General features: G+C 58.6%; 21 protein-coding genes. 6 read left to right on the top strand and 15 right to left on the bottom strand.

All coding sequences use genetic code 11. The annotated features are described in order from the left end of the window. Nucleotides 1–5: 5 nt before the first annotated feature. The 13 genes from BWR19_10110 to BWR19_10170 form a co-directional block, all read right to left on the bottom strand. On the bottom strand, nt 6–1004 hold the full coding sequence (locus BWR19_10110) for a hexapeptide transferase (GenBank protein APX94983.1): 999 nt from the start codon (nt 1002–1004) through the stop codon (nt 6–8). An 8-nt stretch (nt 1005–1012) separates the two neighbouring features. Further along, nucleotides 1013–2260 (bottom strand): glycosyltransferase family 1 protein, encoded by a 1248-nt coding sequence (locus tag BWR19_10115; protein ID APX93255.1) that lies wholly within the window; start codon nt 2258–2260, stop codon nt 1013–1015. A 15-nt stretch (nt 2261–2275) separates the two neighbouring features. Then, nucleotides 2276–3238 carry a hypothetical protein gene (locus BWR19_10120; GenBank protein APX93256.1) on the bottom strand — a complete coding sequence of 321 codons (963 nt, stop codon included), beginning with the start codon at nt 3236–3238 and terminating at the stop codon, nt 2276–2278. A gap of 527 nt (nt 3239–3765) precedes the next feature. Beyond that, nucleotides 3766–5184 (bottom strand): hypothetical protein, encoded by a 1419-nt coding sequence (locus BWR19_10125; protein ID APX93257.1) that lies wholly within the window; start codon nt 5182–5184, stop codon nt 3766–3768. A 249-nt stretch (nt 5185–5433) separates the two neighbouring features. Next, nucleotides 5434–6252, bottom strand: a complete 819-nt coding sequence (locus tag BWR19_10130; protein APX93258.1) for a transposase — start codon at nt 6250–6252, stop codon at nt 5434–5436. After that, nucleotides 6249–6560 carry a transposase gene (locus tag BWR19_10135; protein APX93259.1) on the bottom strand — a complete coding sequence of 104 codons (312 nt, stop codon included), beginning with the start codon at nt 6558–6560 and terminating at the stop codon, nt 6249–6251. Before BWR19_10135 ends, BWR19_10130 begins: the two co-directional genes overlap by 4 nt. Before the next feature lie 281 nt (nt 6561–6841). Continuing rightward, on the bottom strand, nt 6842–7729 hold the full coding sequence (locus BWR19_10140; GenBank protein ID APX93260.1) for a hypothetical protein: 888 nt from the start codon (nt 7727–7729) through the stop codon (nt 6842–6844). Nucleotides 7730–7741: 12 nt separating this feature from the next. Next, the gene (locus BWR19_10145) at nt 7742–8704 is read right to left on the bottom strand and encodes a UDP-N-acetylenolpyruvoylglucosamine reductase (GenBank protein ID APX93261.1); all 963 of its coding nucleotides are present in this window, start codon (nt 8702–8704) and stop codon (nt 7742–7744) included. Further along, nucleotides 8692–9945 carry a UDP-N-acetylglucosamine 1-carboxyvinyltransferase gene (locus BWR19_10150; GenBank protein ID APX93262.1) on the bottom strand — a complete coding sequence of 418 codons (1254 nt, stop codon included), beginning with the start codon at nt 9943–9945 and terminating at the stop codon, nt 8692–8694. The genes BWR19_10145 and BWR19_10150 overlap by 13 nt, the downstream gene beginning before the upstream one ends. Before the next feature lie 14 nt (nt 9946–9959). Continuing rightward, complete coding sequence (locus BWR19_10155; GenBank protein APX94984.1) at nt 9960–11183, bottom strand: hypothetical protein; 1224 nt, start codon at nt 11181–11183, stop codon at nt 9960–9962. Between the two features lie 93 nt (nt 11184–11276). Continuing rightward, nucleotides 11277–13457 carry a tyrosine-protein kinase gene (locus BWR19_10160; protein ID APX93263.1) on the bottom strand — a complete coding sequence of 727 codons (2181 nt, stop codon included), beginning with the start codon at nt 13455–13457 and terminating at the stop codon, nt 11277–11279. 43 nt (nt 13458–13500) lie between these two features. Beyond that, entirely contained in the window at nt 13501–13938 is a 438-nt protein-coding gene (locus BWR19_10165) for a phosphotyrosine protein phosphatase (protein ID APX93264.1), read from the bottom strand. After that, nucleotides 13938–15041 carry a polysaccharide export protein Wza gene (locus BWR19_10170; protein APX93265.1) on the bottom strand — a complete coding sequence of 368 codons (1104 nt, stop codon included), beginning with the start codon at nt 15039–15041 and terminating at the stop codon, nt 13938–13940. The genes BWR19_10165 and BWR19_10170 overlap by 1 nt, the downstream gene beginning before the upstream one ends. Nucleotides 15042–15593: 552 nt before the next feature. Between BWR19_10170 and BWR19_10175 the strand changes: the two genes are divergently transcribed. The 4 genes from BWR19_10175 to BWR19_10190 all read left to right on the top strand — a co-directional run bounded on the left by BWR19_10175 (nt 15594) and on the right by BWR19_10190 (nt 19457). Next, nucleotides 15594–15887 (top strand): hypothetical protein, encoded by a 294-nt coding sequence (locus tag BWR19_10175; protein APX94985.1) that lies wholly within the window; start codon nt 15594–15596, stop codon nt 15885–15887. 68 nt (nt 15888–15955) lie between these two features. Further along, the gene (locus BWR19_10180) at nt 15956–16576 is read left to right on the top strand and encodes a hypothetical protein (protein APX93266.1); all 621 of its coding nucleotides are present in this window, start codon (nt 15956–15958) and stop codon (nt 16574–16576) included. Further along, a complete protein-coding gene (locus BWR19_10185) occupies nt 16576–17340 on the top strand; it encodes a hypothetical protein (protein APX93267.1) in 765 nt (254 codons plus the stop codon). The genes BWR19_10180 and BWR19_10185 overlap by 1 nt, the downstream gene beginning before the upstream one ends. 35 nt (nt 17341–17375) lie before the next feature. Then, a complete protein-coding gene (locus BWR19_10190; GenBank protein ID APX93268.1) occupies nt 17376–19457 on the top strand; it encodes a hypothetical protein in 2082 nt (693 codons plus the stop codon). Here BWR19_10190 and BWR19_10195 read toward each other — a convergent pair. Both BWR19_10195 and BWR19_10200 read right to left on the bottom strand, forming a co-directional pair. Then, entirely contained in the window at nt 19444–20793 is a 1350-nt protein-coding gene (locus BWR19_10195; GenBank protein APX93269.1) for a DUF1338 domain-containing protein, read from the bottom strand. The two genes, BWR19_10190 and BWR19_10195, sit on opposite strands and share 14 nt — an antisense overlap. A gap of 54 nt (nt 20794–20847) precedes the next feature. Then, nucleotides 20848–22101, bottom strand: a complete 1254-nt coding sequence (locus BWR19_10200; protein ID APX93270.1) for a 4-aminobutyrate aminotransferase — start codon at nt 22099–22101, stop codon at nt 20848–20850. 307 nt (nt 22102–22408) lie between these two features. Between BWR19_10200 and BWR19_10205 the strand changes: the two genes are divergently transcribed. Both BWR19_10205 and BWR19_10210 read left to right on the top strand, forming a co-directional pair. After that, nucleotides 22409–23410, top strand: a complete 1002-nt coding sequence (locus tag BWR19_10205) for a TRAP ABC transporter substrate-binding protein (GenBank protein APX93271.1) — start codon at nt 22409–22411, stop codon at nt 23408–23410. A 94-nt stretch (nt 23411–23504) separates the two neighbouring features. Next, nucleotides 23505–25415 (top strand): C4-dicarboxylate ABC transporter, encoded by a 1911-nt coding sequence (locus tag BWR19_10210; GenBank protein ID APX93272.1) that lies wholly within the window; start codon nt 23505–23507, stop codon nt 25413–25415. Nucleotides 25416–25423: the final 8 nt, after the last annotated feature.

Consider the following 25423-nt stretch of genomic DNA (forward strand, 5'->3'; position numbering starts at 1 on the left):
GGCAATCATCCGGCCTCCAACATCGCCTTGAGCCCTCGCCGTACCGGCAACTGCCACACTAGCTTGCACCAGTCGTGGTTGCCCTCGATCAAGCCGGGCCCCTCCGGGGTGATCACCACATCCCAGCCGATGGAGCGGTTCTCGGGGTGTTTCAGGCTGGCCTGGCGAACCAGCTCCAGGGTCTCGTCCCAGAAGGGTAGCGCAAAGCCCTCGATGGGCGTGCCAGTGACCGGATGAACGGACTCCGGCGGTCGGGTGGTATCAGAGTAGATCCCAGGGCCGTTGATCCTGCCGCTCGCCTCATCGATGGACGCCGCCAAGTTACCGGCGGCCAGGTTGTCCACGTGAGAGTTGACCGAAATGCGCAGCCGACAGCCCAGTACCCGGTAGTTGCCCTTCTCATCCAGCAACGTGAAGATGCGTACCGTGTTGACCCCGGAGGGCGAAAGTGCCTGCAGCTCGGCATGCTGCTCCACGAAGCTCTCCACCATGTCGAAGCCATGCTGTTTCATCCAGCCCACCAAGTGCGACGCACTCAACTCGACGGTGGCGTGAACCTGCACGCTGGCCCCGCAGTTGCCGGTGGCATCCTTGAACACCAGACGCTCATGTTCGGCCAGGATGCGCTCGGCAAGTACCGGACTCGACTCCAGCTCCTCGATTGACCACAGTGAGTGGCGGAAGAACTCCCGGTAGGCCTGGTAGAAGCGCCGCTTGTCGTTGAGCAACCCGCGTGCCCCAGGAGGGTTTACCCGCCGCTGGAACTCGTACATGGTGCCGGTACCCGCCCAGGCGGCCTTCTCGGCACCGCCCAGGCCGGCAAAACCAAACTGGTACCATTCCAGAGGAGAGATGTTGTAGCGCAGAGAATCTCCAACCAGTAGCACTGCCTGGCGCAAGGTGCCCATGCCCTCGACCTGATGGGTGTGATGCATGAAGCGGCGCAGCAGCGGCCAGTTCATGCGGCGGACATAGTAGCCCAGATAGGCTGTGCGACGTGCCAAGGCCAGCGTCATGATTTCACTCCAGATCTTCCATTGCCATTATGCCCATTAACAATTGCCGGACACTGCAAAATGGCATCAGTGGCGCATTGAGCCGATTGCACAGTCGGTGCAACTACTCCCATAGCCTCCAGCATCACCGCGTTGACTTTATGCACGTCGTATTTCTCATCGGCGATGGCCCGTGATCTCTGCCCCATCTTGGCCACCAGTTCTGGCTGATCGATAAAACGCTGCATGGCAGCGGCCAGAGGCTCCACCGACTTGACCGGTACCAGGTAACCGTTATCACCCTCTACAACCGTCTCCCGGCAGCCGGGGGCGTCGGTGGTGATGATCGGGCGGCCCATGGCCATCGCCTCGAGAATCGTACGCGGCACCCCCTCACGGTAGTAGGTAGGCAGAACAAACACGTGGGAGTTAGCTAAAGCAGGTCTTACATCATTTAACCTGCCTAAATATTCAATGCTTCCACTTTCTATCCAGGCATCAAGCTCTTCACGCCTAATAGACTCTGGATTATCATCCAAGTCTCCTACCAAAAAAAATGTAACATCTGGATGCTTAGATTTTATTTGCTTTGCTGCTTCGGCGTATAGTCTAACGCCTTTATCCGCAATCAATCTTGCGGTAAGCAAGAAGCTCACAGGAGAATCAGGAAGCGGCGCTTTCTCAAAATGCTTCATATCAACACCGGAGCCGTTCACCACAGTGGAAGGGACATGGTTAGGCAAAATACCGAGTGAGCGGAACAACGCCTGATCATCGGGGTTTTGAAACATCACATGATGAGCACGATGTATAGCCAATCGATAGAGGCGACGAACAACGTACAGTACAATCGCACGTTTTCCCTGTGCCTGGTCGCTAAAGGCATAACCTAATCCCGTAATCAGTACATAGCGTTTGGGCACCCTCGCAACCCAGGCCGCCAAGGTGCCGTAAAACACTGGCTTGATGGTGTAGCCCATTACTGCATCAGGCTTAATCTCACGAAACAGACGATACAGAGAGCGTAGTGTACTCAGATCTCTCAGCGGGTTGGTGCCAGTGCGCTGCATTGGCACGTCATGGGTGATGACGCCCCAGGCCTTAAGTTGCGCTTGGGTAGCCTGATCATCGTTGAGACCTGGGGCGATAGCGTGGACATAATACCCCGCAGAGAGAAGCCTTTGAATTAAGGGGCCTCGAAAGTTAACAAGCGAAGATGACATCCCTGCCGCGACAACGAAAGACTTCAAAACAACCTCCTTCATAACACCACCCACTAATCAAATGCGCCTCAACACTTCCATATATTTCGCGCCATAAGCCTCAAGAGAGAAATGTTCTTTTGCATACTCACGAGCAGCAATTTTAATTTCCATCACCTGGCTCGCATCACTCAAAAAGGAGACCAGCCGAGATGCCCACCCACTTTCGTCAAAGTTTGGCATCAACAATCCCGTGCGTTCATGCTCAATAATATCCGGAACCCCTCCAGCACATGATGCTATCACAGGAAGTCCGGTCACCATTGCCTCTTGCACCGCATTAGGGACGCCTTCATTAAGTGAAGTAACGATTAAAGCATGGCTTGCTTTCATTAACGCGTTGATATCATCGCGCCAACCCAAAAACTCCACTCTCCCTGCAAGGCCAAGGCTTTCTATCTCACAAATTAGTTTCTCATGATAACTCGAATCATCAACCCCACCCACCATACTTAGCAAGAAATCCAATTCCGGATTTTGTTTGGCAATTTCCGCCATTACCCTAACTGCAAATAACTGGTTTTTCCTAGGATGCACCTTCCCAACATGCAAAAAACCAATGCGGGCATAGTTACACGATTGCGAACTGGTTGTACTAGGAGCATTTGAAGAAGTCTCGATCCCTGGCGTGATATTGACAACCTTGCGACGTATCCCTTTGATTTGCTCTTTTGATAACTTCTCCTCAAGCACCGATGAATATTGGGTAACAATTAGACTTGATCGCTTCAGTGACACCTTTCTGGCCAAGTTCACCAAGGGGCTGGCCGGCAGCTCCAAGTCAATATCTAAAACGACTTTTTTCCCCGGAATAAAATACGCTGCAAAATACACAAGCCCGCTCAAAGTGGACCTGAGAACAACCACTTTCCCATTAAGCTTTAGAACAAAAAAAAACAAATATGGCTGATATAAAAAAACCATTAATATGTACAAGAGCTTCTTAACAAAGGAGCTTCCTGAGAACCCTCTTTCCAGCAAGGAAGGCCTCCATAGATACTTCATATCGACGCCTAGATGCTCTACATACTGGTTCACCTCATGGGCACGATGCGTTATGTAGCTAACTCCCTCATGATATTTTGAGAGTTCTGATGACAACATCGCTAAGCGTTTTGGCGCCCCAGTTTTACCAGAGCCTGAAAAAAATACACTAATCATCGCTGCGAACCATTTCTTCTATAAGCACAAGGAAACAAACCATGTCTTTAACAAGTTAGGATAAGTTGGTTGCATTGCCACCGCACCTTAAAGAAATTGAAAATTTTCAGCCGAAAATGAAGTCGGTTTATCTATTTCCATTCAGAAAAAACCACAATCTGAGCCACTCAACTGAAGTCCCCCTACAGAACAACACAGACTATAGTGCAGCGATCAGGAGGATGAGATTAGCAGCGAAATTATCGTCAAACACTGTACCGCTAAGCGCGATGCCATCGTGATTATGGATCATGTGCAAGGCCATGAGCACGCTTGATCTTACTCATAGTTGAAAGCAATAATTACAACTAGAGACTTTTAAATTTACACCTAAGCACATAATAAAAAGACAAATAAACAGCGAAAGAATAGGATAAAAAGTGGAAAAAGCCGTACAGCGCATCAGACCCTAGTGAAAATCTAAAAACGACAGCCAAAAATAGCAATGATGATAGAGGCGAGAAACTATTATACAGCATGGTATTATATGAGATCTTATATATAAAACCAACTATCAGCGCTGACAAGAAGACACCAAAATAAGAAAAGTTCCAATATGCCTCAGCAACACTCCCTATTGGCCATGCAGTATCTACTCTTCCAGTTAATTGATTGACATAATGATAACCTGCTGCATTAGGCTTATCGAATGGAAGGGCTGCAGCAGGTATAAAAATGAAAGGAACAGATAGATATGTCTTTCCAAACTGATAACTTATAACTTCTGGAGTGTTGAGATGCATACCAATTGCCGAGTTACTTTCTGCCCCTCTACGAGAAGCTTCACTGAAAGTATCTGAAACACCTTCCGCAGAACTTGAGATATACCCCCAAACACCTAGCTGTTGGATACTGTCAGATGAAAGGGACCTATTGGCGGTCATAGCCCCAATTGCGACGAGCAAAAGTGAAGCAGCCAGAAAGACTGTCTTGAAAGGAATTTTTTTATTATGGATAAAATAAAGGCATAAAAAAATTATAACCTTTGATAGGACTCCTCCCCTGCTGCCTGTTACCAAGAAGCCTAACAGCAAAGTGAACAAGACAATCCCCCAAAAAAATACTTTCTTAGAAAACCTTCCATTAAAAGCCATTAAAGTTAATGGCACAAGATAAGATTGATTGATTAAAAAAGTGTAATGGCCACCAATAGCAGCAGAAACCCTTTCGTTTCTCGCTATACTTCGCTGAGTTATAGCGTCCAAAAAGCCGCCTGCATGTCGCGAATAAACAAAAAAAGCAAAAATAGTAATTGCCAACCAAAACGCAACCACGATGTAATATTTATAATTTTCTTCGAGCAGCGCTTTTTTTCTTTCCTTTATAAAACAGTAATTACTGGGCGTCAGATAGTATGAAACAACCAAAGTTATAGTATACCCGCCCAGCAAGATGTAATGCTTAGACACTGCTTCATCTAAGCTGGAACCAAAGTTAAAGGCATGATCTCTATGATACCTCACCCCTTCAATACCAACTGTATAACTGCCTATAAATCCGAAAACAATTGAGGTGAGAAACACATAGAAAAGAGGGTTAAAGTAATCCTTATTATAAGAAAAAACAAACATAAAAAAAATCAAAACGGAAAAATAAAACAGGTATGGGATCGCTTGCAAGTTGCCAGCGAGGAATCCATTTGCAACTATGAACAACAGCAAGATAGAAAAAACAAATAAAGCAATAAATACTGAGTGGTCTAGGCCTTTTACATTCACTTTATCCATAAATTATGATTTACCCGCTTATCACCTTTACATGTTTTGGTTAACTGCTAACCTAGGGATAACTATCGAAAGCAATCGGACAGCGAGAATGTCCGCCTGGTAGGTCTCGTCCAGCGCAGCTTTCTTCTGTTCCCGCCGGATGCCGCCTTTGAAACGCATCTCACCTTTCAGGTAATTCATAGCGGTATGCCGCAACCTCGCAAGGCTCCCAGCGGCACGATTGTAATGACCCCCTGGTTTCTGCACACCCTACGCAGCTAATGCCGGGTGTGCACGGGGTGCCACATAGCCCAACGACTGATGTGGCCGCTCTTCGTTGTAGTACCGGATCCAGCGGCTGATGACCGCTCGGGCCTGGCCCAGCGACTCGAACCGATGTTGCCAAATGCACTCTTCTTTCAAGGACCGGAAAAAGCGCTCAACCAGCCCGTTCTGCTCCGGCGTGTAGGGCGTCGTGAACTCCTGGGTGAGTCCGTAGGCCTTCACCGTCCCTGTATAGTGTCGGCTGCTGAAGACGAGGCCATTATCGGAGCGCAGGGCCAACGGTTGATGAATACGGCCCAGTGCGCCGAATCGATGCACCAGAGCCTCTTCCAGCGCGGCTTCAGCGGTCTTGCTGCTGCCGTTGTCCGATAATCGCCAGCCAAGGATTTCCCGCGTGCAGCAGTCGATGATCACCGCCAGGCTGGCCCGCCGATCCTTGCCGCACCACACATGCGTCAGATCGGTCACCCAGCGCTCATCCGGCCGTGAGGCGACAGACGGCAGGCTCCTGGCGCGCGGTCGAAAGCCCTGAGGCCGCTTGCGCACCTGCCAACCCTTCAACTGAAGGATGCGCTGAATCGGCTTGCGGTTCTCACCAAGCACGCAAGCCAGACGGCGATAGCCGTAGGTGGGAAACCGCTCCAGGGCCAGCTTAACGCTCGCTGCCAGGTCGGCATTGATCACACGGCGCCGCGGCCTGGGGCGGTAATACAAGGTCCGCCGGGGGAGCCCCAGCCATCGACAAAGTTTGACGAGCGATACCACATGGCCTTCCTCAGCCAGCTGCGCCTGCAACGACCTCACGAGTTCTCGTCCTCGTCGAGCAGGCGCTTGAATTTTTTTAGTGCGTAGATCTGCAGGTGGGCCTCGCCCAGTGCCTCCTTGGTCTCCCGGAGCTCGGACTCGTACTGCTCACGGATGTCCTTGGGGCGGGCTTTGAATCCGTTCTCCATGTTGCGTTGGGCATCATCGATCCAGCCCTCGACCTCGGAGACAGTGAGGTCGTATTGGCGCGCCACCTCAGCGACCGTGGTCTTGCCCTTGAAAATGTCCATGACCACAGCGGCCTTGCGCTTGGCGGTCCATCGCTTGATGGGGTTATCGTCACTCATCCTGTCCTCCTGATGGCTGCACTATAGCCTGTGCAGCTCAGAAGGGGGTCACTTCACCCCGGCCGCAGTACCGGACGTGCGCGATTGACGAATCCGGTAGCCGTCAGGAAAGTTATCGCCTCTAAGGTTATTCAGGCTCTTGCTTTTCTGGTTCGACGACGGTGACCTAGCGCTCACGCTCCGAGTTGAGTGGTCAGTATATCAATATGACATGCATACACTGGCTCAGTAAGTTAATACTAAGTACCAGGTGAGTACAATTCACTATACAATAAAAACTACTACCAATTAAGCTTGATCATGGATATAACTTGATCAGAAGCAACATTAAGCCACTGAAGAAAATTTGACCGATCACCCCTTTTAAATGACCCCATCAAATATCGAAATGTCACTGGAAGATAACGAGCCTTTTTAATATCATCTTTAGAAAAATCCCTCAAATTGGCTAGCCTTTTCTCTTTAATATCTTGATCTAGCTCTTTTGCAATAGACTTAAAGTAGCGCTGCTCTACTTTCCTACCAGGTGAAAAAGTAAACCCATCGGAAAAAGCAAACCGCCTATACAAAAATGCGCCAAGCACATTTATCTCACACACATTAATCAACCGTGTATACAGATCCCAATCACTACACATTCGCATTCTAACGTCGTAGCCGCCTACATCTTCGTAGTATTTTCTAGACAACATTAAAGTGCCATGAGTAAATGGTACCCGTTTAGCGAGACTGCACTTTGAGACCTGGTAGTCATCACCTTCTTTCAACAGGTCAAAGCTATCGTCCTCTGGAATTTCAAGACTTGACTTGGAGCCAACAGCACCTACAGAAGGCGAATTAGAAAGAACTTTATATTGCCTTCGCAACCTGTCAGGTAAAGAGATATCTCCAGCACCTTGAATGGCGATGTAAGGTGCCTGCGACTCATCTATAGCCCGGCGAATAGCCTTAACAAACCCTGCATTATTTTGATGGATAACACGCAACCGTGGATCGCTGTAAGAGTTTAACGTCTCTTTTACACGACTATCTGTACTGCCATCATTAACAATTACCACTTCAAAGCTATCAAATTTTTGCGCCAACAAACTGTCGACAGTAGTTCGGATATAGTCGGCGCGATTATACCATGCGCACACAATAACAACTTGGGGAGTAGAATCAGGCATGTTAAAAAATCCTTAGCCAATTTTATCGGCAGGGAAGATCATCCCGTTCGGATGAATATAACGGGCTTCTACTTCCATCCTATAGCCAGTAGCATCAGCCGCTCTATTGACGATCAACTCAATCAGCCCCAGCACATCAGAAGCCCTTGCTCCACCATAGTTAACAATGAAATTAGCATGATGACAGGACACAGATGCCTTACCAAGGCTAAAGCCTTTCAGGCCTATACGCTCAATTACAGCCCCGGGCGGCCCAACATCTTCATACATCGCCGGATTGCTTTTGAAAACCGAACCACAATTCGGCATCTTACGTGGAAATTTCCGGTTCCGCTCAGCCAAAATACTGAGCATCTCTTGGCGTATTTTCAGCTTATCGCCTGATAAAAAACTCAGCTTTGCTGAAGCAATAACCTCACTATTACTTTGACAGACCGAGCTACGGTAAGAAAACTCACACTGTTCCGCATCACGCTGGTGAATATTCCCTGCAGCATCAACGCTCTCAACAGTGACCACCGAGCTGCCAATGCCTTTACGCTGACTCCCACCGTTCATACATATCAAACCACCTAGCGTGCCTGGTATCCCACAGGTGTGCTCAGCGCCGGTTAATCCTGACAGCATGATTTTTCTTGCCAGGAAAGGCACCCACACTCCAGCTTGGGCATAAACGATATTGTTTTCTATATGCACCGATGACATTCGTGAGCTAAGACGAATGCAAACAGCCCTTAGCCCTTCATCGGAAAATAGTAAATTCGAGGTATCTCCAATAACAACGCTAGGGAGGTACTCTTGTGCAATGAAAGTTCTCAAGGAGCAAAGCTCCGCTACTGTACTAGGTTCTACGATGACGTCAGCAACTCCCCCTATCCGCCACCGGCTAATAGCTGCAAGTGAGACGTTTTCTTTCACACCGCCCGGGCATATTCGCTTTAGCTCATCGATATGATTCTGTTCTAATCGCCGCATTCGACGCTCGCCCCAAGAGCTTTTAATTTTTCCGGAAAGTTCACATAACCACGTGCAATTTGCCAAGAATCTGTAATCGTCGTCTCACCTTCAGCCATCAGCCCACACAAAGCTAACGCAGCTCCTGCACGAAGGTCTAACGCTTTGACCTCTGCACCATGCAATTGGCCGCCGGCACCATGCAAGACCAGCATGTCTCCACGAATTTCGTGCTTGGCTCCCATCCTGGCCATTTGCTCTGCATAGGCGTAGCGACCAGGAAAGCGTAGATCAATAATTCGTGACTCACCCTTCGCTTTAGCGGCCCATGCTGCGAGTATGGGTTGAACATCCGAGTTTATGCCGGGATGTGGTCCGGTACTAATTTCAATTGGATAGCAGTTCCCCCCGCGCACTATAAGCGATTCATCATTGTGGTATAGTTTTGCCCCGGCGGCACGGAGGTGTGTAAGAACCACTTCCAAGTCTTGGTGCGGGAAGCCATGAATCTCTATATCGCCTCCTGTGATCACTGCACCAGTCAACCAGGTTATAGCCTCCATGTTGTCAGCAATAATACTATGCTCAGCACCATGCAGCCCATCCACGCCGGTGATTTCGATGTGCTCCTGCCCAAACACCTTGATTTTAGCGCCCATCTTTCTCAGCAGCGCAATAAGATCGAGAATTTCGGGCCGTATGTGTGGATTCCAAATTCGTGTCACGCCTTCTGCCAGCGTGCCACACAAAATTGCATTTTCGGTCGCACCAGTAGAGCGAAGCGGCAGGTAAATATCTGCTCCCTTTAGCCTACCCTTTAGCTCTGCGCAGAGATAATCATTCTCCTCCCATACAAGTGCCCCTAAGCTCTCGAGCACCATCACGTGCAGATCATACTTACGCTCTCCAAGTTTACAGCCGCCTGGAAGCGGTACCGCACCAGCACCTAACCTTGCAGTGAGTGCGCCAAGAATTAGCAGCGTGTTGCGAATAGAGCGATCTTCCCAACGCAGCGTGCTGTTGAGTTGGTTAGGCTCAGAAATCGCAATGCTTTCTTCTCCCGCCAGTGCACACTGCTTGCCTAGCTGATTGAGCATGTCTACATGAATTTTCGCATCGAGAAGCTGGGCTGGATAGTTATCTAACACAATGGAGTCTGAAGTTAGCAGACTAGCCGCTAATAAGCGAAGAGCTGAGTTCTTTGCACCGCTAAGGTTAATGGAACCTTCAAGCCGCTGAGGGCCGGTAATTTTGACCGTCATAATAGCGCTCAATTTTATCTAGGAATAAACCGCAAAGCGTACCAAGTGCTCATTAAATAATGGGCAGATAGCGTCAAGGCATATGCCCAGATCGTCGCTTCGGGCGTAAAGTTGAACAGGTAGGAAACCCCAAAACAAATGAACAACAAGAGCACTCGCTGCAAGTTCAGTGCTAACAGTTTCTTTTGTCCATCAAAAATGTAAAAAATATATGCCACCGGCGTCTGGACAAACTGAAATACTAGGTAGACAGCAAGAATTGAAGCGAAAGTTCCTGCCTGAATCCACTCATCACCAAAAACCAGTGAAAAAAACATAGGACCGAAAACAAGCAAGGCTATCGCAGGAAGGAGAGAGAAGAAGGCCAAGCGCTTAATTACAGCATGAGCCATGCTACGCACTTCCCCAGACCGCTTATAGCCTAAATTGGCTGCTTCTGCATAGAAAGCTTTAGCCAGCGTTCTCCCAAAAAGCTGAAGAGGAAGTCCGAGTGCCATCAGCGCCAATCCAAACTGACCTGTCGTGTTCGCATCATAGAGAGCAGCCATAAAAAGCAGCGGCGCTTGGGATGAAGTAGCCAGCAAAAATTGGGATGGCACTCTAAAGAATGGGAAGCCACGATGACGCCATGCAGCCTTACGCATTCGTGACCAGCGTAGAAATCGCCAGTTTTCTCTGAATTCTCCTCCAAAGCCACGAAGCAGCGAACTAATTCCGCCTCCAGTTGCCACTACCTGCCCAATTAACAAACCAGCCGGCTTTAATGCTAACAATCCGAGCCCAATCTTAACTATTGAACCACTAGCACTTTGCCAAACGCTGGTACGGGCAATAATTCGATAATTTCGCCTGCGTGTAGCCCAGAGCGTTAACATCTCGTAGGAAGCTGACGCTAACAGCCCCATTGAAATTAACCACCACCAAGGCGCCAACTCCTCCATTGAAAATATGCCTAGGAGTTGCACTCCAAATGCCCAGAGTAGCAAAGTGATCGAAAGTGTCACTATCAGCATGAGGCCAGTTGAAAGCATCAGCAGGTTAAATGCCATACCGTCATGACGCGGGAGTGGAATGGCTAGCACGTATCTGAAGGTGAGAAAAGGAGCTAGAATGGAAAGCAGGGCTGTAAATACTACTAGAACGCCAAAATCTTCTGGATTATAAAGACGTGTCAAAATAGGAATGGCGGCAATGCCAATGATACGCGCTATGCCACTACCAAGGGCTAGCGTTGCCATACCCTTGAAGACATTGCTGGCCGAGCCACCAAAGGCTTTTTTCAGCAGCTTTTGGGCCGGTGATGATAACGCGAAACGAAACTTCATTTTTCGCTACTTATATGAGTAGTTATAGTACCCATACCCATAACTCGTCGCAGCTTTGCGCTGCATGGCATTGAGGATAGAGCCTTTGACGGCCACACCCGCGGTTTCCAGGCGGCGTTTGGCAACCTCGATTTCCTTGATCGGGTTCAGCTCGAAGCGCGCTACCATCAGCGTGGTGCCACACTGCTTGCCTACCACGGCAGCGTCGGTCACGGCCAGAATTGGCGGGGTGTCGATAATCACCAGGTCGTATTCCTGGCTGGCTTGCTCGAGGAATTCGCTGAAGCGCTGCGTCATCAGCAGTTCGGCGGGGTTAGGTGGTGCCATGCCCCGCGAGAGGTAGCTCAGCCCGTCAATGGGCGTAGTTCGCACCGCGCCCTGCATGTCGAGCTTGCCCGAAAGCAGTTCCGAAAGCCCGCCTTCGCTGGCCTCGCCAAAGGCGTTGTGCACGTGGCCCTTGCGCATATCGGCATCCACCACCAGCACCCGCTGGCCGCCCTGGGCGCATATCGCCCCCAGGTTGATGCTGACGAAGCTCTTGCCCACGCCCGGGCTGGGGCCGGTAATCATCAGGCGGTTGTCGTCGCCTTCCATCATCGCGAAGTGCAGGCTGGTGCGCAGGCCGCGCAGCGCCTCTATAGAAGTATCTGCCGGGGCACGGTCGGCCAGCACGCCGAAGGCCACCGCCTGGCCGTGCTTGTCGCGCTTGTGCTTGATGCGTTTGACCAGCTTGCTCTGCTCATCCGAGAGCGGCACGGTGGCATACACCGGCAGGCCGGTGTTCTCGATCTGCTCCGCCGACTCCACCCCTCTGCGCAGCAGGCCACGCACCATTACCACGCCTACCGCCAGCATGCCGCCCAGCAGAGTGGCCAGCACCACGATAAGCGGCTTTCGTGGTGCCACGGCATTGGGTTGCACCACGGCCTCGTCGAGAATGCGCACATTGCCCACTGTGCTGGCGCGGGCAATGTTCATCTCCTGCATCTTGTTGAGCAGCTGCACGTAGATCTGCTGGTTCACTTCCACGTCGCGATTCATGCGTAGAATCTGCTGCTGGGTTTCCGGCAGGTCGTTTACCCGGGCGTTGAGGCGATCACGCTCGCGCTCCAGTTGCTGGCGCTTATCCAGCAGCGCGGCATAGGTGGGGTGGCCCGGGTTGTAGCGCCGCGACACCTCGGCCTCGGTAAACTCCAGCTCGTTGAGCTGCGTCTCCAGGTTGACGATACGCTCGAGGATCGACTGGGTCTCCAGCGAGAGATCGACGCTGTCCTGCTGCATGCGGTAGGCATTCAATTGGTCTTCCGCCTCGCGCAGCTGGCCACGTACTTGCGGCGCCTGGTCTTCGAGGAACTCCAGGCTCTGCTCGGCCTCGGCGCTTTGGCGCTGCACGTTCTGAGTCAGGTAAATCTGGCTGATGGCGCTAAGGCTGCGCTGGGCGCGCTGCGGGTCGGGGTCGGTAAGGGTGAGGTTGAACACGCCGCTCTCGCGGCCCTGCTCGCTGACGTTGAACCGCCCGCGCAGGTCGTTGATCGCCGCCAGGCGCGAACGGCGCATCAGGCTGAATTCGGCTCCGGCGGGCACGTTAAGCTCGGCCACGCGCAGCCTCAACTGGCCGTCGAGGAAGCTGGCGTCTTCCCCCACCTGGCCTTCGCCCAGGGTTTCCCCTTCCAGGGCCAACTGGTAAGCGCCGGCCTCGCCCGCGGTGAGGGTAAAGCGCGTGCCTTCCAGTTGCTGGGCGACCTCCAGCGCACCGATATTGAGGTACTCCCCCGCCCATACGCTGCGCTCGGCAAAGCCCGGGCGCTCGACCCCGCGCCGCACCAGGAAGTCGCCTACCAGCGGCAGGCGCTCGGGCTCGACCACGATGTCCAATTGCTCTTGGTCCACTGCGCGCCCCAGCACCAGCCGCGAGCGCAGGATCTGCAGCTCGGTGTCGCTGCGGGTGTCTTCCCCCAGCAGGCTGCGAGCGTCGTCCAGCGGGTTGCGCATGCCGCCCTTGCTCTCGACCTGCACCAGGCTGTCGGACTGGTAGATTGGCGTGGCCAGCAGCGCATAGGCCACCCCGGCCATGGCGAACAGCGCGGTGATGCCGACGATCCACCACTTGTGATCGAGCAGCAGGCCGAACAGGCGGCCAAGATCGATCTCGTCATCGGCAACGGGAGAGGTAGGCGTTTGAGACATGATGTTTCCTGAAACAGAAAGGCAGAAGCAGTAAGCGCTGACGTTATAGCTTGTGGGCCCAGGCGTCGGCGGCGCGGGTCAGCAGCTGGTGCACGTGCTGGAACACCTCGGGGCTCTTGCGGTAGGGGTCGGGGATGTCTTCCCCCTGGGCGCCGCCCAGCCAGCGGCCGAACAGCATGGTCTTGCCCATCGCTGCCGGCAGCATCTCGCCCACCGCCAGGCGCTGGCCGTCGCTCATCACCAGGATCAGATCGTGCTGTTGCAGCATCTCCACCGTGAGCTGGCGGGCCTGATGGGCGCTGACGTCGAGCCCCTCGGCCTCGGCCAGCTGGCGCGCCTGGGGCTCCACACCGTGGCCCACCAGCGCCCCCAACCCGGCGGAACTGACCTGCTTGGCGGGCAGCTGCTGCCTGAGCAGCGCCTCGCCCACCGGGCTGCGGCAGATATTGCCGGTACATACCACCAGGATGCGCTCGAACATCAGAAGTCGTCCCGCAGTGTATCGATGTCACGCAGGGTGCGCGTGGTCTGGTAGACCGCGGTCACGGTGGGCAGCAGCTGGCTGACCACACGGTTCCAGCGGCCCAGCGGCGTGGTGGTCACGTAGATGATGTCGTTGGGCTGCAGCATGAACTCGGTGCCCAGCATCATGGCGGCGGCATTGCGCGCGTCGAGCTGGTAGACGGTGGCCAGCTTGTCGCTGGTGGCCGCCGCCTGGCGAATCACGAAGATGCCCCGCGCATTGGCCTGGGCCTCGTTGAAGCCGCCGGCGCGGGTCAGGGCGTCGGTCAGCGAGACGCGGCTACGGCCGATCGGCACGTTGCGCACCTCGTTGACCTCGCCCATCACGTAGACCTGCTGACTGGCGTTATCGCCGATGTGCAGTACATCGCCGTCACGCAGCAGCATGTTCTGCTCCAGGTCGCCGCGGTTGAGCATATCGTAGAGTGAGATGCGGTGGTCCTCGCCCTGCCGCGTGAGAATCACCTCGTGCCAGTTGGCCATCTCACCCAGGCCGCCGGCATGGCTGATCGCGTCCAGCACCGTCAGCGGTACGTTGGTGATCGGCAGCCGCCCCGGCTCCACTACTTCACCGGTGACGAAGACCTTCTGCGAGTTGAAGTCGGCAAGGCGCACTTCTACCTGGGGCTCGGCGATAAAGCTGGTCAGCCGCTGTGCAATGATGTCGCGCACCTCGGCCACGGTCAGGCCTTCTACTTCAACCCGCCCGATATAGGGGTAGAAGATGGTGCCATCGCTATGCACGGTATTGCCCGACTCGGCGGCACTGCGCTCGCTGCCGGCGGGAATGGTCAGTTCCGGGTGGTCGTAGACGATCACGCTGAGCACGTCGCCCTTACCAATGCGGTAGTCGTAGCTGTCGATATGACTACGCAGCTCGTCACTGACCCGGCCGATCTCGCGCGGCGGGGTGGTGTCGCGCTGGGCTCGTACCAGCCCCAGGGTGATCGGCTCGATATCCACCAGGTCATCCACCGGGGCGCTGTCGGCCCGATAGTCGAGGTGCCCACCGGGGGCGAAGGCACAGCCACTCAGGGTGACGGCGGCAAGCAGCGCGGGCATCAGCCGGCGGAGAAGTAACGTATTAGGCACAGTCATACTCGCGGGATTGTCTTGTCGATTCGGCATTTGGGCACGCTACCGCCCCAGGGTGTCATGGCGCATCCCTGAGGCCGGTGGCACTGCCGTTGGCAGAAGCCGGGTGCCTGGCCAGGGGCGTCTTGCCGCTGGCAACTGCTCGCCACGGCGCTCGCGTGAGCACCCGCTGGCAGAGCAGAGGCGTATTGGTGTGGGCTAATTTTAAAGAGGCAACATTTTTGTGGGGCATAGTACAGAAAGAGGCTTAGCCGAACTAGTCAAAAAGCAGGGTGACACCCCAATTGTAGGAAATCTCTTACAAGCATGGAAACAATCACTTACCGGTGGTAAGCATCCCTCAACAACTAGCGCCCCGGCGCCGACGCATGATTGGAGTAATGCGTTTTAACCACTACCATCTAACCATACTAAGAGGTAGCATTAGCCGAAGGATCATTGCGTCGCACCAAGGAGAACATCATGAAAAAGGTTTTTGCCGTCATCGGCATTTTCGGCATGCTGGCATCGCCGCTGGCCATGGCCCAGGGCAGCTCTGAAGTGGGCACCCCCACCGGTGATGCCACCGGCGTAAGTGGCGGCACCAGCAGCAGCGCCGGCGCCCCGGCCAGCGGTACCGCGACTGGCGGCACGGCCTCTGCCGCAGGCGGCGCAGCCACCGCAACCGGCCCCGTTGCCGGCCTGAGCGCTGCCACCGGCCTCTCGACTGCGGCCATCGGCGCGATTGCCGCCGGTGCCATCGTGGCTGGCATTGCCGTGGCCTCCAACTCTTCCAGCAGCAGCGGCGCCACTGGCACCACCGGTACCAACTAAACATGCCGCAGCGCTTAACCTACCGTGCTGGATTCCAAGGCCGCCTCCGGGCGGTCTTGTCGTGTGGGGTGGCAAGCCTGGCCGCCCTGGCCCTTGGCGGCTGCGCCAGCGGCGAGGTCAGCCCGTTGGGCGAGTCGGCCCGCGCGCTGATCCCCGGCGGCAGCGACTACGCCAGCGAGGTGCAGCAGCACGGCTTTGCGGCGCTGATTGTGGATGCCGCCAACCGTGAAGGCATGGCGGTGCTGGGCGCCATGGCCGGCCCCTACACCTATTGGCCCACCGGTGACGGCGGCTCGCTTGCGCTCTTCCACGGCGCGCTGCACAGTACCTCGGGGTTCGATGAAGACCTGCTCGGCACCCAGTACAGGCTGGAAGGCGTCGAGGTGCCCTGGCTGGCGGAGACGCCGGTGGCCTTCGAGCTGAGCCGCCAATGGCAAGTCGCCGGTGGCGCGGTGCAGCAGCAGCGCGCCACCGGCCGCCTGGAATGCGCCCCCGCCGAGCCGGTGAGCCTGACGCTGGATGAGCCGGCACTCGAGCGCTGCAACGAAACCCTGGAATGGGACGACGGCACCACCACCCGCAGCACCCTGTGGCGCGAGCCACACACCCACCAGCTGCGCCAGGTGGCGGCCACGCCGTGGCCGGGCGCGCCGACGTTCGCGTGGCAGGTGGCAAGGAGCTGGTGGTAATGGGCCATTTCACACGTCATTTGGTTGCTGCGGGCGCTCTTGCGTCGCTCGCTTTATCGCTGGCCGCCCTGCCGCTGGCCGCAGCCGCGCAGCCCGCGGCTACCCTTGCCGACGCCTGGCTCGCTCATCAGCAGGCCCATCCCGGGCCGATCAGTTGGAGCCACAGCGCGGCGCTGAGCCACGAGACCGCCGCTGCGCTTGGCTTCAAGCGCCAGCGGCTGATCGCCGAGATCGACAACCTCGCCCTGCACCGCCGGGTACAGGGCGATGCCCTGGCCAGCGCTGGGCTGGCGGAGTGGCAAGCCAGCCTGGCAGAGATGGACGACCGCGCGGCGCGCTCGCCGGGCCGCCACGACCTGCCGTGGCTGGCCGCCAACCTGCGCCATAACCCGCCTCAGTCGCGCTTTGCGCGGCTCGGCAGCTGCGAGATACCGGGCTGGGTCGAGGTGTGGTCTGCCGCCGGGGTAAGCCGCCACGCCTGGCAGCCTGAGCTCACCCCGCGTCAGCTGCTGCGCGAGCTGCCGCAGGCCGCCTATTCCCACGCCGACGAGGTGGTGACCATCACCCCGCTCGGCGACAGCCACGCCGCCCCGGTGGCCGCCTGGAACCATCAGCCACTGCCGCTGGCACCGGGCAGCCGCCTGGTGGTCCCGCTGGCCGCCGGCGTCGACGACGCCGCCTTCGTTAGCGAGCTGCTCGCCGAGCTGCTGGCCACCCGCCTGCCCGGCGACGACTGCACCATGACCGACCTCGGGACCCCTTGAGCGTGACGCGACTTTCTCCTCTTACGACCTGGCTGATGGGCCTTTCATTGAGCGCCGGCAGCGGCCTGGCGCTGGCCGCCGGCAGTGTGCCGGCGCAGAATCTTGGCCTGGGCAAGGGCCAGAGCGACTTTGGCGGCGTAGGGCTGATGCAGACCCCCACCGCCCGCATGGCGCCGTTTGGCAGCATGTCGGGATCGTTCAACCGCACCGCGCCCTACCGCCGCTATAACCTGTTCTTTCAGCCCGCCGAGTGGCTGGAGGGCGGGTTTCGCTATGTGCAGGTAGAAAACCGCACCTTTACAGCCGCTGGTGAAGGGACGCCCAACCTCGACAAGGGCGTGGATGCCAAGCTGCGGCTGTGGAACGAGAGCCGCTATCTGCCGGCGCTGGCAGTGGGCCTGCGCGATCTGGGTGGCACCACCCTGTTCGGCGCCGAGTACCTGGTGGCCAGCAAGCGCTGGCACGACCTGGATTTTTCGCTCGGCCTGGGCTGGGGCTATCTGGGCAACGAAGCCGACCTGCGTTCGCCGCTGGGCGTGCTCGACAGCCGCTTCGATGAGCGCCCCGGCGAGGCCGGCGGCGATCAGGGCGGCGAGTTTGCCGTCGATGCGCTGTTCCGCGGCTCGGCGGCAGTGTTCGGCGGGGTCGAGTACCAGACGCCCTGGGACCGGCTGCTGCTGCAGCTGGAGTACGAAGGCAACGACTACCAGAACGAGCCCCAGGACAACGATCAAGTGCGCGACTCGCGCGTCAACCTCGGCGCACGCTTCAAGCTCAGCGACGGCCTGGAGCTGCGCGCCGGCTGGCAGCGCGGCAACACCGCCATGGCCGGCATCGCCTATACCACCAACCTGGCGGGGCTCTCCCAGGCCAAGCGCGACCCGGCACCGGCGGCGCTGGACGCCGAGCCGCAGCCCGACTGGGCGAGCCTAGCCGAGGAGCTGGAGTTGAACGCCGGCTTGCGCGCCACGCGCATCAGCCAGGAGGGGCAGGACCTGATCGTCGAGGGCGAGCCAACCCGCTTCCGCGCACTGGCCCAGAGCGAGGGCCGCGCCGGTCGCCTGCTCCACGCCCAGACAGACGACGACGTGCAGCGGCTGCGCTACCGTTGGGAGAACCGCGGCATGTTCCTGCGCGAGAGCGTGCACGATCGCCAGGCACTCGTGGCGGCGGCCGGTTCCGCCGAACATGAGACCGCCCACAAGCACGGCATCTATCAGCATGCCCGGCTGACGCCTCCGGCGGCCGACGCCGAGACCCTCTACGAGGCGCCTACGCAGCGCCTGCAGTACAGCCTGGGGCCGGGCTTTCAGCAGAACTTCGGCGGGCCCGACGGCTACTTGTACCGGCTCTCGGCCGTGGCCAGCGCCGAATACGCCACCGACCGCAACGGCTGGTTCTCCGGCACGCTGACCTACACCCTGGCCGACAACCTCGACAACTACGAGTACATCGCCGACTCCGACCTGCCGCGGGTGCGCACCTTCATCGGCGACTACCTCGCCGAGACCGACCTCGGCATCGACAACCTGCAGTACACCCGCACCGCCCAGCTGGGCCGCAACTGGTATGCCATGGGCTACGGCGGGCTGCTGGAGATGATGTATGCCGGGGTCGGCGCAGAGCTGCTGTATCGCCCCTTCAACAGCCGCTGGGCGGTCGGTGCCGACCTTAACCGCGTGCAGCAGCGCGAGTTCGACCAGCGCTTCGGGCTACGTGACTACACCACGACCACCGGTCATCTGACCGCCTATGTGGAGACCGGCGTCGAGGACGTGCTGGCCAAGGTCAGCGTGGGCCGCTACCTGGCGGGTGACATCGGCACCACCATCGATCTGTCGCGGGAATTCGAGTCCGGCGTGCGGGTCGGCGCCTGGGCAACCTTTACAGATGCCGGCGACGATTTCGGCGAGGGCAGCTTCGACAAGGCGCTGTATATGTCACTGCCGCTGGACGCCTTCTTCATCCGCTCGACCCGCGACCGTGCCGATATCGCCTGGCAACCGCTGACCCGCGACGGCGGCGCGCGCCTCAACCGACGCTACTCGCTCTACGAGGTAACCGAGGAGCGACGGTTGAACGGCTACTGGGACGACTACGAGGCTAGCTGGCGGTGAGGGCTGCCAGCGCCCGCTCCAAGGAGGCCTGCTGGCGCCGCTCGTAGAGCGCGATCTCATCGGTGACCGCGGCGCCTAGTGCCTCTTCGAACAGCGCCTGGTTGGAGTGACTGGCGTATTCATCGCGCACGCCGTCGCCGAGGTTGGACTGGAAGATCCCCGCCGCGCTGACCGGCAGAAAGTCTTCGTAGGTCATCGCCGCGGCAGTCAGTGCGCCCTGCGCGATCAGCGCTTCCACGTCGTGTTCATCGCCCGCTGTCGCGCCGGGCACGGCACGGTAGTGGAAAAACGCCAGCTCCTCACGGCGCAGTACGGCGGGGTCGTCGGGGAAGTCGGCAAACACCTCGCTGAGCTGCGCCTGGTGGCTGGCGTTGTCGGCGGCGGGGTCGCCCTCCCGCGAGGCCTTCAGCAGCCGGTCGTAGAGCGCGCGCCCCTTGCGCGTCAGCGCCACGCCGCGCTGCTCGATCTCGCCGAAGCGGGCGGTGTGGTGGCCCTGCTCGTTGCCGGCGAAACGGATCGGCTCCTCCAGCGCCTTGAAGCTGGTCTGGCGCAGCAGGATCGGGCAGGCGCGGCGCGGCGGGCCTTCGATGATCGCCTTGGGGTCGATGCCTGCCTCGGGCATGCGCTGCTGAACGGCGTCGATGTCCAGGGTGCGCGGCGTGAGGTGGTTGATATGCGGGCCGCGAAAGCACACCACGTCGGCGATCAGGCGGTGCTCGTCGCTCAGCGCGCGGTAGGTGGCCAGGTCGACGGTGGCCTCGCGATGCCAGCGGAAGGTCTCCAGCGCCTCGGCCACGAAGCGCTCGGCCTGCTCGGCATCGAGCCCACCCTGGCGCTCGGCGGTGGCGACCAGCTCCCGCGCGCCGGGGGTGAAGATATCGCGGGCGGCGAGGATCTCGGCAGCGCGCTGGCGCAGCTCGGCGTCCTCGATCAGCTCCAGGCGCAGCAGCGAGGTAAACACGCGGAACGGATTGCGCTTGAGCGCAGCGTCGTCCACCGGACGAAACGCCGTGGAGTGCACCGGCACCCCGGCCTCCGAGAGGTCATAGTAGCCCACCGGGTGCATGCCCATCACCGCAAACAGGCGGCGCAGCATGGCCAGCTCATCCGGTGTGCCAACGCGAATCGCACCGTGGCGCTCGACGTCGAGCCGCGCCAGCTCGTCACCGTCGCGCAGCTCGGCATGCAGCGTGGGGTTGGCTGCCAGCGTCTCGCGGTTGACCGCCTCGACCAGCGCCAGCAGCGTGCCGTACTGCGGCACCTCATGGCGGTACATCTCCGACATCGCCTTGGCGAAGTTGCCGCGAATCTCGTCCGTGGCTATCCAGTTGCTCATCTGGGCCTCCTGTGGCCGATATGTTCTTAGCATAGAAGGATCTGGGCCAGCGGCTCAGGCCGCCAGCGACTCGAGGGCACGTTCGAGAATCGCCAGGCCTTCGTCGAGCCGCTCGGCTTCGATGGTCAGCGGCATCAGCAGACGCAGCACGTTCTTGTGGCGTCCGCTGGGCATCAGCAGCAGGCCCTGCTCACGAGCCTTGACCAGTAGCGCGGCCAGGTGCTGGCTGCCGCTGGCCGCAGCGGTGTCGTGGAAGACGATGCCGCGCATGGCGCCGATGCCGGTCAGCTCACCCAGCATCGGGAAGCGGCCGCTCGCCTGCCAGCGCCGGTGCGCATCCACGATGGCCACCTCGATCCGCTCGCTCCACTCGCTCAGGCGCGACTCGGCCATGATCTGCATCACCGCCCTGGCGGCGGCGCAGGCCACCGGGTTGCCGGAGTAGGTGCCGCCCAGCCCGCCCTTGGGCAGGGCGTTCATGATCACTTCGCGCCCGGCCACCGCGGCCAGCGGCAGGCCGCCGGCGATACTCTTGCCCATCAGCAGCAGGTCGGGCTCGATGCCCAGGTGAGAGAAGGCGAAGCGCGTGCCGCTGCGGCCGAAGCCGGACTGGATCTCGTCGATGATCAGCACGATGCCGTGGCGGTCGCATTCGGCACGCAGCCGGGCGGCGAAGTCGCGGTCGAGCAGCCGGAAGCCGCCCTCGCCCTGCACCGGCTCGACGACGATGGCGGCCACTTCATCCGCTGGCACCTCGACCTCAAACAGGCGTGCCAATGCCGCCAGGCCCTGCTCGGCGCTGATGCCGCCGTCGCTGCTGGGGAACGGCAGGTGGTAGACAGGCCCCGGCAGCGCACCGAGCCGGCGCTTGTAGGGCGCGACCTTGCCGTTGAGGTTGAGCGCCGCCAGGGTGCGGCCGTGGAAGCCGTCATCGAAGGCGATCACCGCCTGGCGCCCGGTGTGCCCGCGCGCCACCTTGAGGGCGTTCTCGGTGGCCTCGGCACCGCTGTTGGTGAGCATGCAGCTCAGCGGGTAGCTGACCGGCACGAAGTCCTGCAGCGCCGCGACCACGTCCAGATAGCCGCGGTGCGGTACGGCGTTGAACGCCGAGTGGGTCAGCTTGGCGAGCTGCGCGCCAGCGGCTTCGACGATGACCGGATGGCAGTGCCCGAGGTTGAGCACGCCGATGCCGCCGACGAAATCGATATAGCGCCGCCCCTGCTCGTCCCACACCTCGGCATTGCGGCCCTGCTCCACACAGATGGGGTGCACCACGCCCATCGACTCGCTGACAAAGGGTAACTCCATGCCCTCTCCATCCTCCTGCTGCGGCATTCACTCGTGCCGCTATCAGAGCAGAGCCCGCCCCACGTCTCAAACGAAAAAAAGCGCGCTATGCATTCCGTTTATTCAAGGTGATACCGGCGTCAGGCCTGCCGCAGACACCATCAGCACCAGGCAGGAAAAAATGGAATACAAAGGAGACTAAATTTCTTTTGCCTGATATGCCGCGGGCGACAACAATGGCCGCCCAACAGTGGATCCGGGCCAACCACCGCGAAGACGGTAGGCGCCACGGCATACAACAACCACAGGCAAGTGAACAGGAGACGACATGAAGCGCGTAATTCCCCTGGCAACACTCGGCGCTGCGGCAGGCGCTCTGCTGGCCGGTTGCGGCAGCGACGGCACCAGCACACCGAACATCGCCATCGGCCCGCCGGCCAGCACTACCCAGAGCGTGTCGCAGCTGATCTTCGACGCCTACGGCATTGGCGAAGACGACTACAGCACCTATCAGGAAGGCTTCGGCGCGGCCCTCGACGGCGTGCAGGATGGCAACATCGATATCTCCATCGGCATTCTCGGCCTGCCCTCGGGCAGCATCGAGAACCTGCAGGCCTCGAGCGGCGATGCCCGCATGCTGAGCCTCAGCGATGACGCTATCGACTACATCGAGGCCAACAGCGACTACCAGCGCTTCACCATTCCCAGCGACAGCTACGAGTTCCTCGACGAGGACGTCACCACCATCACCGCCTACGCCATCCTGATGGGCAACACCCATACCATCGATGAAGAGCTGGGCTATGAGCTGGCACGCCTGATGGTCGAACACGCCGAGGAGAACACCCACTCCCAGTCGGCGTTCATGACCCTCGAGAACGCCCTCAACGGCGCCGACGACCTGCCGATCCACCCCGGCGCCAAGCGCTACTACGAGGAGCAGGGCCTGACCGTCGACAACCCGGTGGCCGAGCTCGGCGAGGTCGAAGAGAAGCGCGAGTTCATCCTCGGCACCGGTAGCCAGGGCGGCACCTACTACCCGCTGGGTGGCGAGATGGCGACCATCTGGAACCGCTACCTGGACGACGCCAACTTCACCAACATCGAGACCGGCGCCTCGATCGAGAACATGGTCAGCATCCGCGATGGCAGCATGGACCTGGGCATGACGGTGCACGCGCCGGCTCGCGAGGCCGTGGAAGGCCGCGGCGAGTTCGACGGTGGCCAGGTCGAGAACGCGGCCTTCATCGGCCACATCTACCCCGAGGTGATTCAGATCGTGACCCGTGAGCGTTCGGGCATCACGTCGCTCGACGAGATCGGCAACTGATCCGTTCTTCACGATCGCTGCCGGGCACCGCGCCCGGCAGCGCCTGTTTCTGCGAGGCTACCGTGGTTAAAAAAAAACCGCTGACGACGCATCACTGCTAGAAAAGTACGACCGCGAATCCAATACGCGCACCGAGCTCGGCAAGTGGGGCTGGCTGGTGACGCTGATGGGTATCACACTCACCTGCTTTCACCTGTATACCGGCTACTTCGGCACCCTGCCCTCCCAGCAGCAGGGCGCGGTCCATCTGGGCCTGGCGCTGGGCATGATCTTCATCCTGTTTCCTGCTACCCGCGGCGGCAGCCGCCAGCACGTTCCCTGGTACGACGTGATACTCGCCTTCGTGGCCACCTTCACCGCCTACTACAAGATCCTCTTCTACGAGGAGGTGTTGCGCGCCCGGGTCACCGGCTATTCGAGCTTCGACCTCACCATCGCGGCGCTGGGCGTGCTGTTCGTCCTCGAGGCGACCCGCCGTACCGTGGGCATCCCCATCGTGATCATGGCCAGCTGCGCGATCCTCTACGCACTGTTCGGCAATCTGATTCCCAGCCAGATTCTCTCCCATCCCGGGTTCTCCTTTACCCAGGTCTCGCCCTACCTGTGGTTCCGTGAAAGCGGGGTGTTCGGTACGCCGCTACAGATTTCGGCGCGCTTTATCTTCCTGTTCCTGTTCTTCGGCGTGGTGCTGATGCACACCGGCGTGGGGCGCTTCTTCAATGACTTGGCCTTTGCAATGACGGGCCGCTTTACCGGTGGTGCCGGCAAGGCCGCGGTGATGGCCAGCTCCTTTCAGGGCATGATCTCGGGCAGCTCGATCGGCAACACCGTGGCCTCGGGCTCGTTCACCATTCCGATGATGAAGAACGCCCGCTTCAAGCCGGAGGTGGCCGGCGCCGCCGAGGCCTCGGCCTCCACCGGCGGCCAGATCATGCCGCCGCTGATGGGGGCGGCGGCCTTCATCATGGTCGAGTACGTCGGGGTGTCATACCGCGAAATCATGGTCTCGGCGCTGATCCCGGCGCTGCTCTACTTCGCCGGTATTTTCATCGGCGTGCACTTCGAGGCCAAGCGCCACCGCATCCTCGGCATGCCCAAGGATCAGCTACCCAGCAAGCGCAGGCTGATGCTGGAGAAGGGCTATATGCTTCTGCCGCTGCTGGTTATCGTCGGCACCATCATGGTGGGCTTCACCGCCCAGCGCGCCGCCCTACTGGGGATCGCCTGCGCCTTTGCGGTCAGCCTGATCCGCAAGGAGACACGCCCGTCGTTGCGCAAGGTGCTGACGATCTTCGAGCAGGGCGCGCGGGTGGCACTGCCGGTGATCGCCGCCGTGGCGTGCGCCGGAATCATTGCCGGCGTGGTGGGCATGACCGGCCTCGGCTCGAAGTTCGCTTCCGGCATCATCAGCCTCGCCGACGGCGTGCTGATCCTCGCCCTGCTGTTCACCATGGTGGCCTGCATCGTGCTGGGCATGGGGCTGCCGACTACCGCCAACTATGTGGTCACCGCCACCATCGCCGCCCCGGCGCTGATCAACGAGTTCGGCCTGCCGCCCATGGCGGTGCATCTGTTCGTGTTCTATTTCGGGATTATCGCCGATATCACGCCGCCGGTTTGCCTGGCCGCCTTTGCCGGTGCCGGTATTGCCCGTGCTAATCCGATGAAGACCGGCTTTACCGCCGTCAAGCTGGCCATCGGCGCCTTCATCATTCCCTACGCCTTCATCTTCAACCCGATGCTGGTGATGGTCGATGTGACGCCGCTGGGACTGGCAAGCGCGGTGCTGTTCTCGTTGCTGGGTATCATGGGGGTCAGTAGCGGGTTGATCGGCTACTTCGTGCGGGATTCCCTGCCCTGGGAGCGTCTGGTAATGTTGGCCGCTGGCCTGGCCATGGTGGTACCGGAACTGCTGACCAGCGGGGCCGGGCTGATCGCCATGGCCTTGATCGGCTGGCTGCAGCAGCGGCGGCCGGATAGCGGCGCCCTCAAGCCCGCCACATGAGCCAATCA

This window comes from Halomonas sp. 1513 (assembly GCA_001971685.1).
In the GTDB taxonomy this organism is placed as follows: Bacteria; Pseudomonadota; Gammaproteobacteria; order Pseudomonadales; family Halomonadaceae; genus Franzmannia.

Excerpts from the sequence above, each read along its gene's own strand:
- BWR19_10170 (APX93265.1), bottom strand. The coding sequence starts at position 15,041 with ATGCCCGCGCTGCTTGCCGCCGTCACCCTGAGTGGCTGTGCCTTCGCC.
- BWR19_10145 (APX93261.1), bottom strand. The coding sequence starts at position 8,704 with ATGCGGCGATTAGAACAGAATCATATCGATGAGCTAAAGCGAATATGC.
- BWR19_10185 (APX93267.1), top strand. The coding sequence starts at position 16,576 with ATGGGCCATTTCACACGTCATTTGGTTGCTGCGGGCGCTCTTGCGTCG.
- BWR19_10140 (APX93260.1), bottom strand. The coding sequence starts at position 7,729 with ATGCCTGATTCTACTCCCCAAGTTGTTATTGTGTGCGCATGGTATAAT.
- BWR19_10190 (APX93268.1), top strand. The coding sequence starts at position 17,376 with ATGGGCCTTTCATTGAGCGCCGGCAGCGGCCTGGCGCTGGCCGCCGGC.
- BWR19_10160 (APX93263.1), bottom strand. The coding sequence starts at position 13,457 with ATGTCTCAAACGCCTACCTCTCCCGTTGCCGATGACGAGATCGATCTT.
- BWR19_10200 (APX93270.1), bottom strand. The coding sequence starts at position 22,101 with ATGGAGTTACCCTTTGTCAGCGAGTCGATGGGCGTGGTGCACCCCATC.
- BWR19_10150 (APX93262.1), bottom strand. The coding sequence starts at position 9,945 with ATGACGGTCAAAATTACCGGCCCTCAGCGGCTTGAAGGTTCCATTAAC.
- BWR19_10205 (APX93271.1), top strand. The coding sequence starts at position 22,409 with ATGAAGCGCGTAATTCCCCTGGCAACACTCGGCGCTGCGGCAGGCGCT.
- BWR19_10175 (APX94985.1), top strand. The coding sequence starts at position 15,594 with ATGGCCCAGGGCAGCTCTGAAGTGGGCACCCCCACCGGTGATGCCACC.
- BWR19_10115 (APX93255.1), bottom strand. The coding sequence starts at position 2,260 with ATGAAGGAGGTTGTTTTGAAGTCTTTCGTTGTCGCGGCAGGGATGTCA.
- BWR19_10125 (APX93257.1), bottom strand. The coding sequence starts at position 5,184 with ATGGATAAAGTGAATGTAAAAGGCCTAGACCACTCAGTATTTATTGCT.
- BWR19_10155 (APX94984.1), bottom strand. The coding sequence starts at position 11,183 with ATGGCAACGCTAGCCCTTGGTAGTGGCATAGCGCGTATCATTGGCATT.
- BWR19_10165 (APX93264.1), bottom strand. The coding sequence starts at position 13,938 with ATGTTCGAGCGCATCCTGGTGGTATGTACCGGCAATATCTGCCGCAGC.
- BWR19_10195 (APX93269.1), bottom strand. The coding sequence starts at position 20,793 with ATGAGCAACTGGATAGCCACGGACGAGATTCGCGGCAACTTCGCCAAG.
- BWR19_10135 (APX93259.1), bottom strand. The coding sequence starts at position 6,560 with ATGAGTGACGATAACCCCATCAAGCGATGGACCGCCAAGCGCAAGGCC.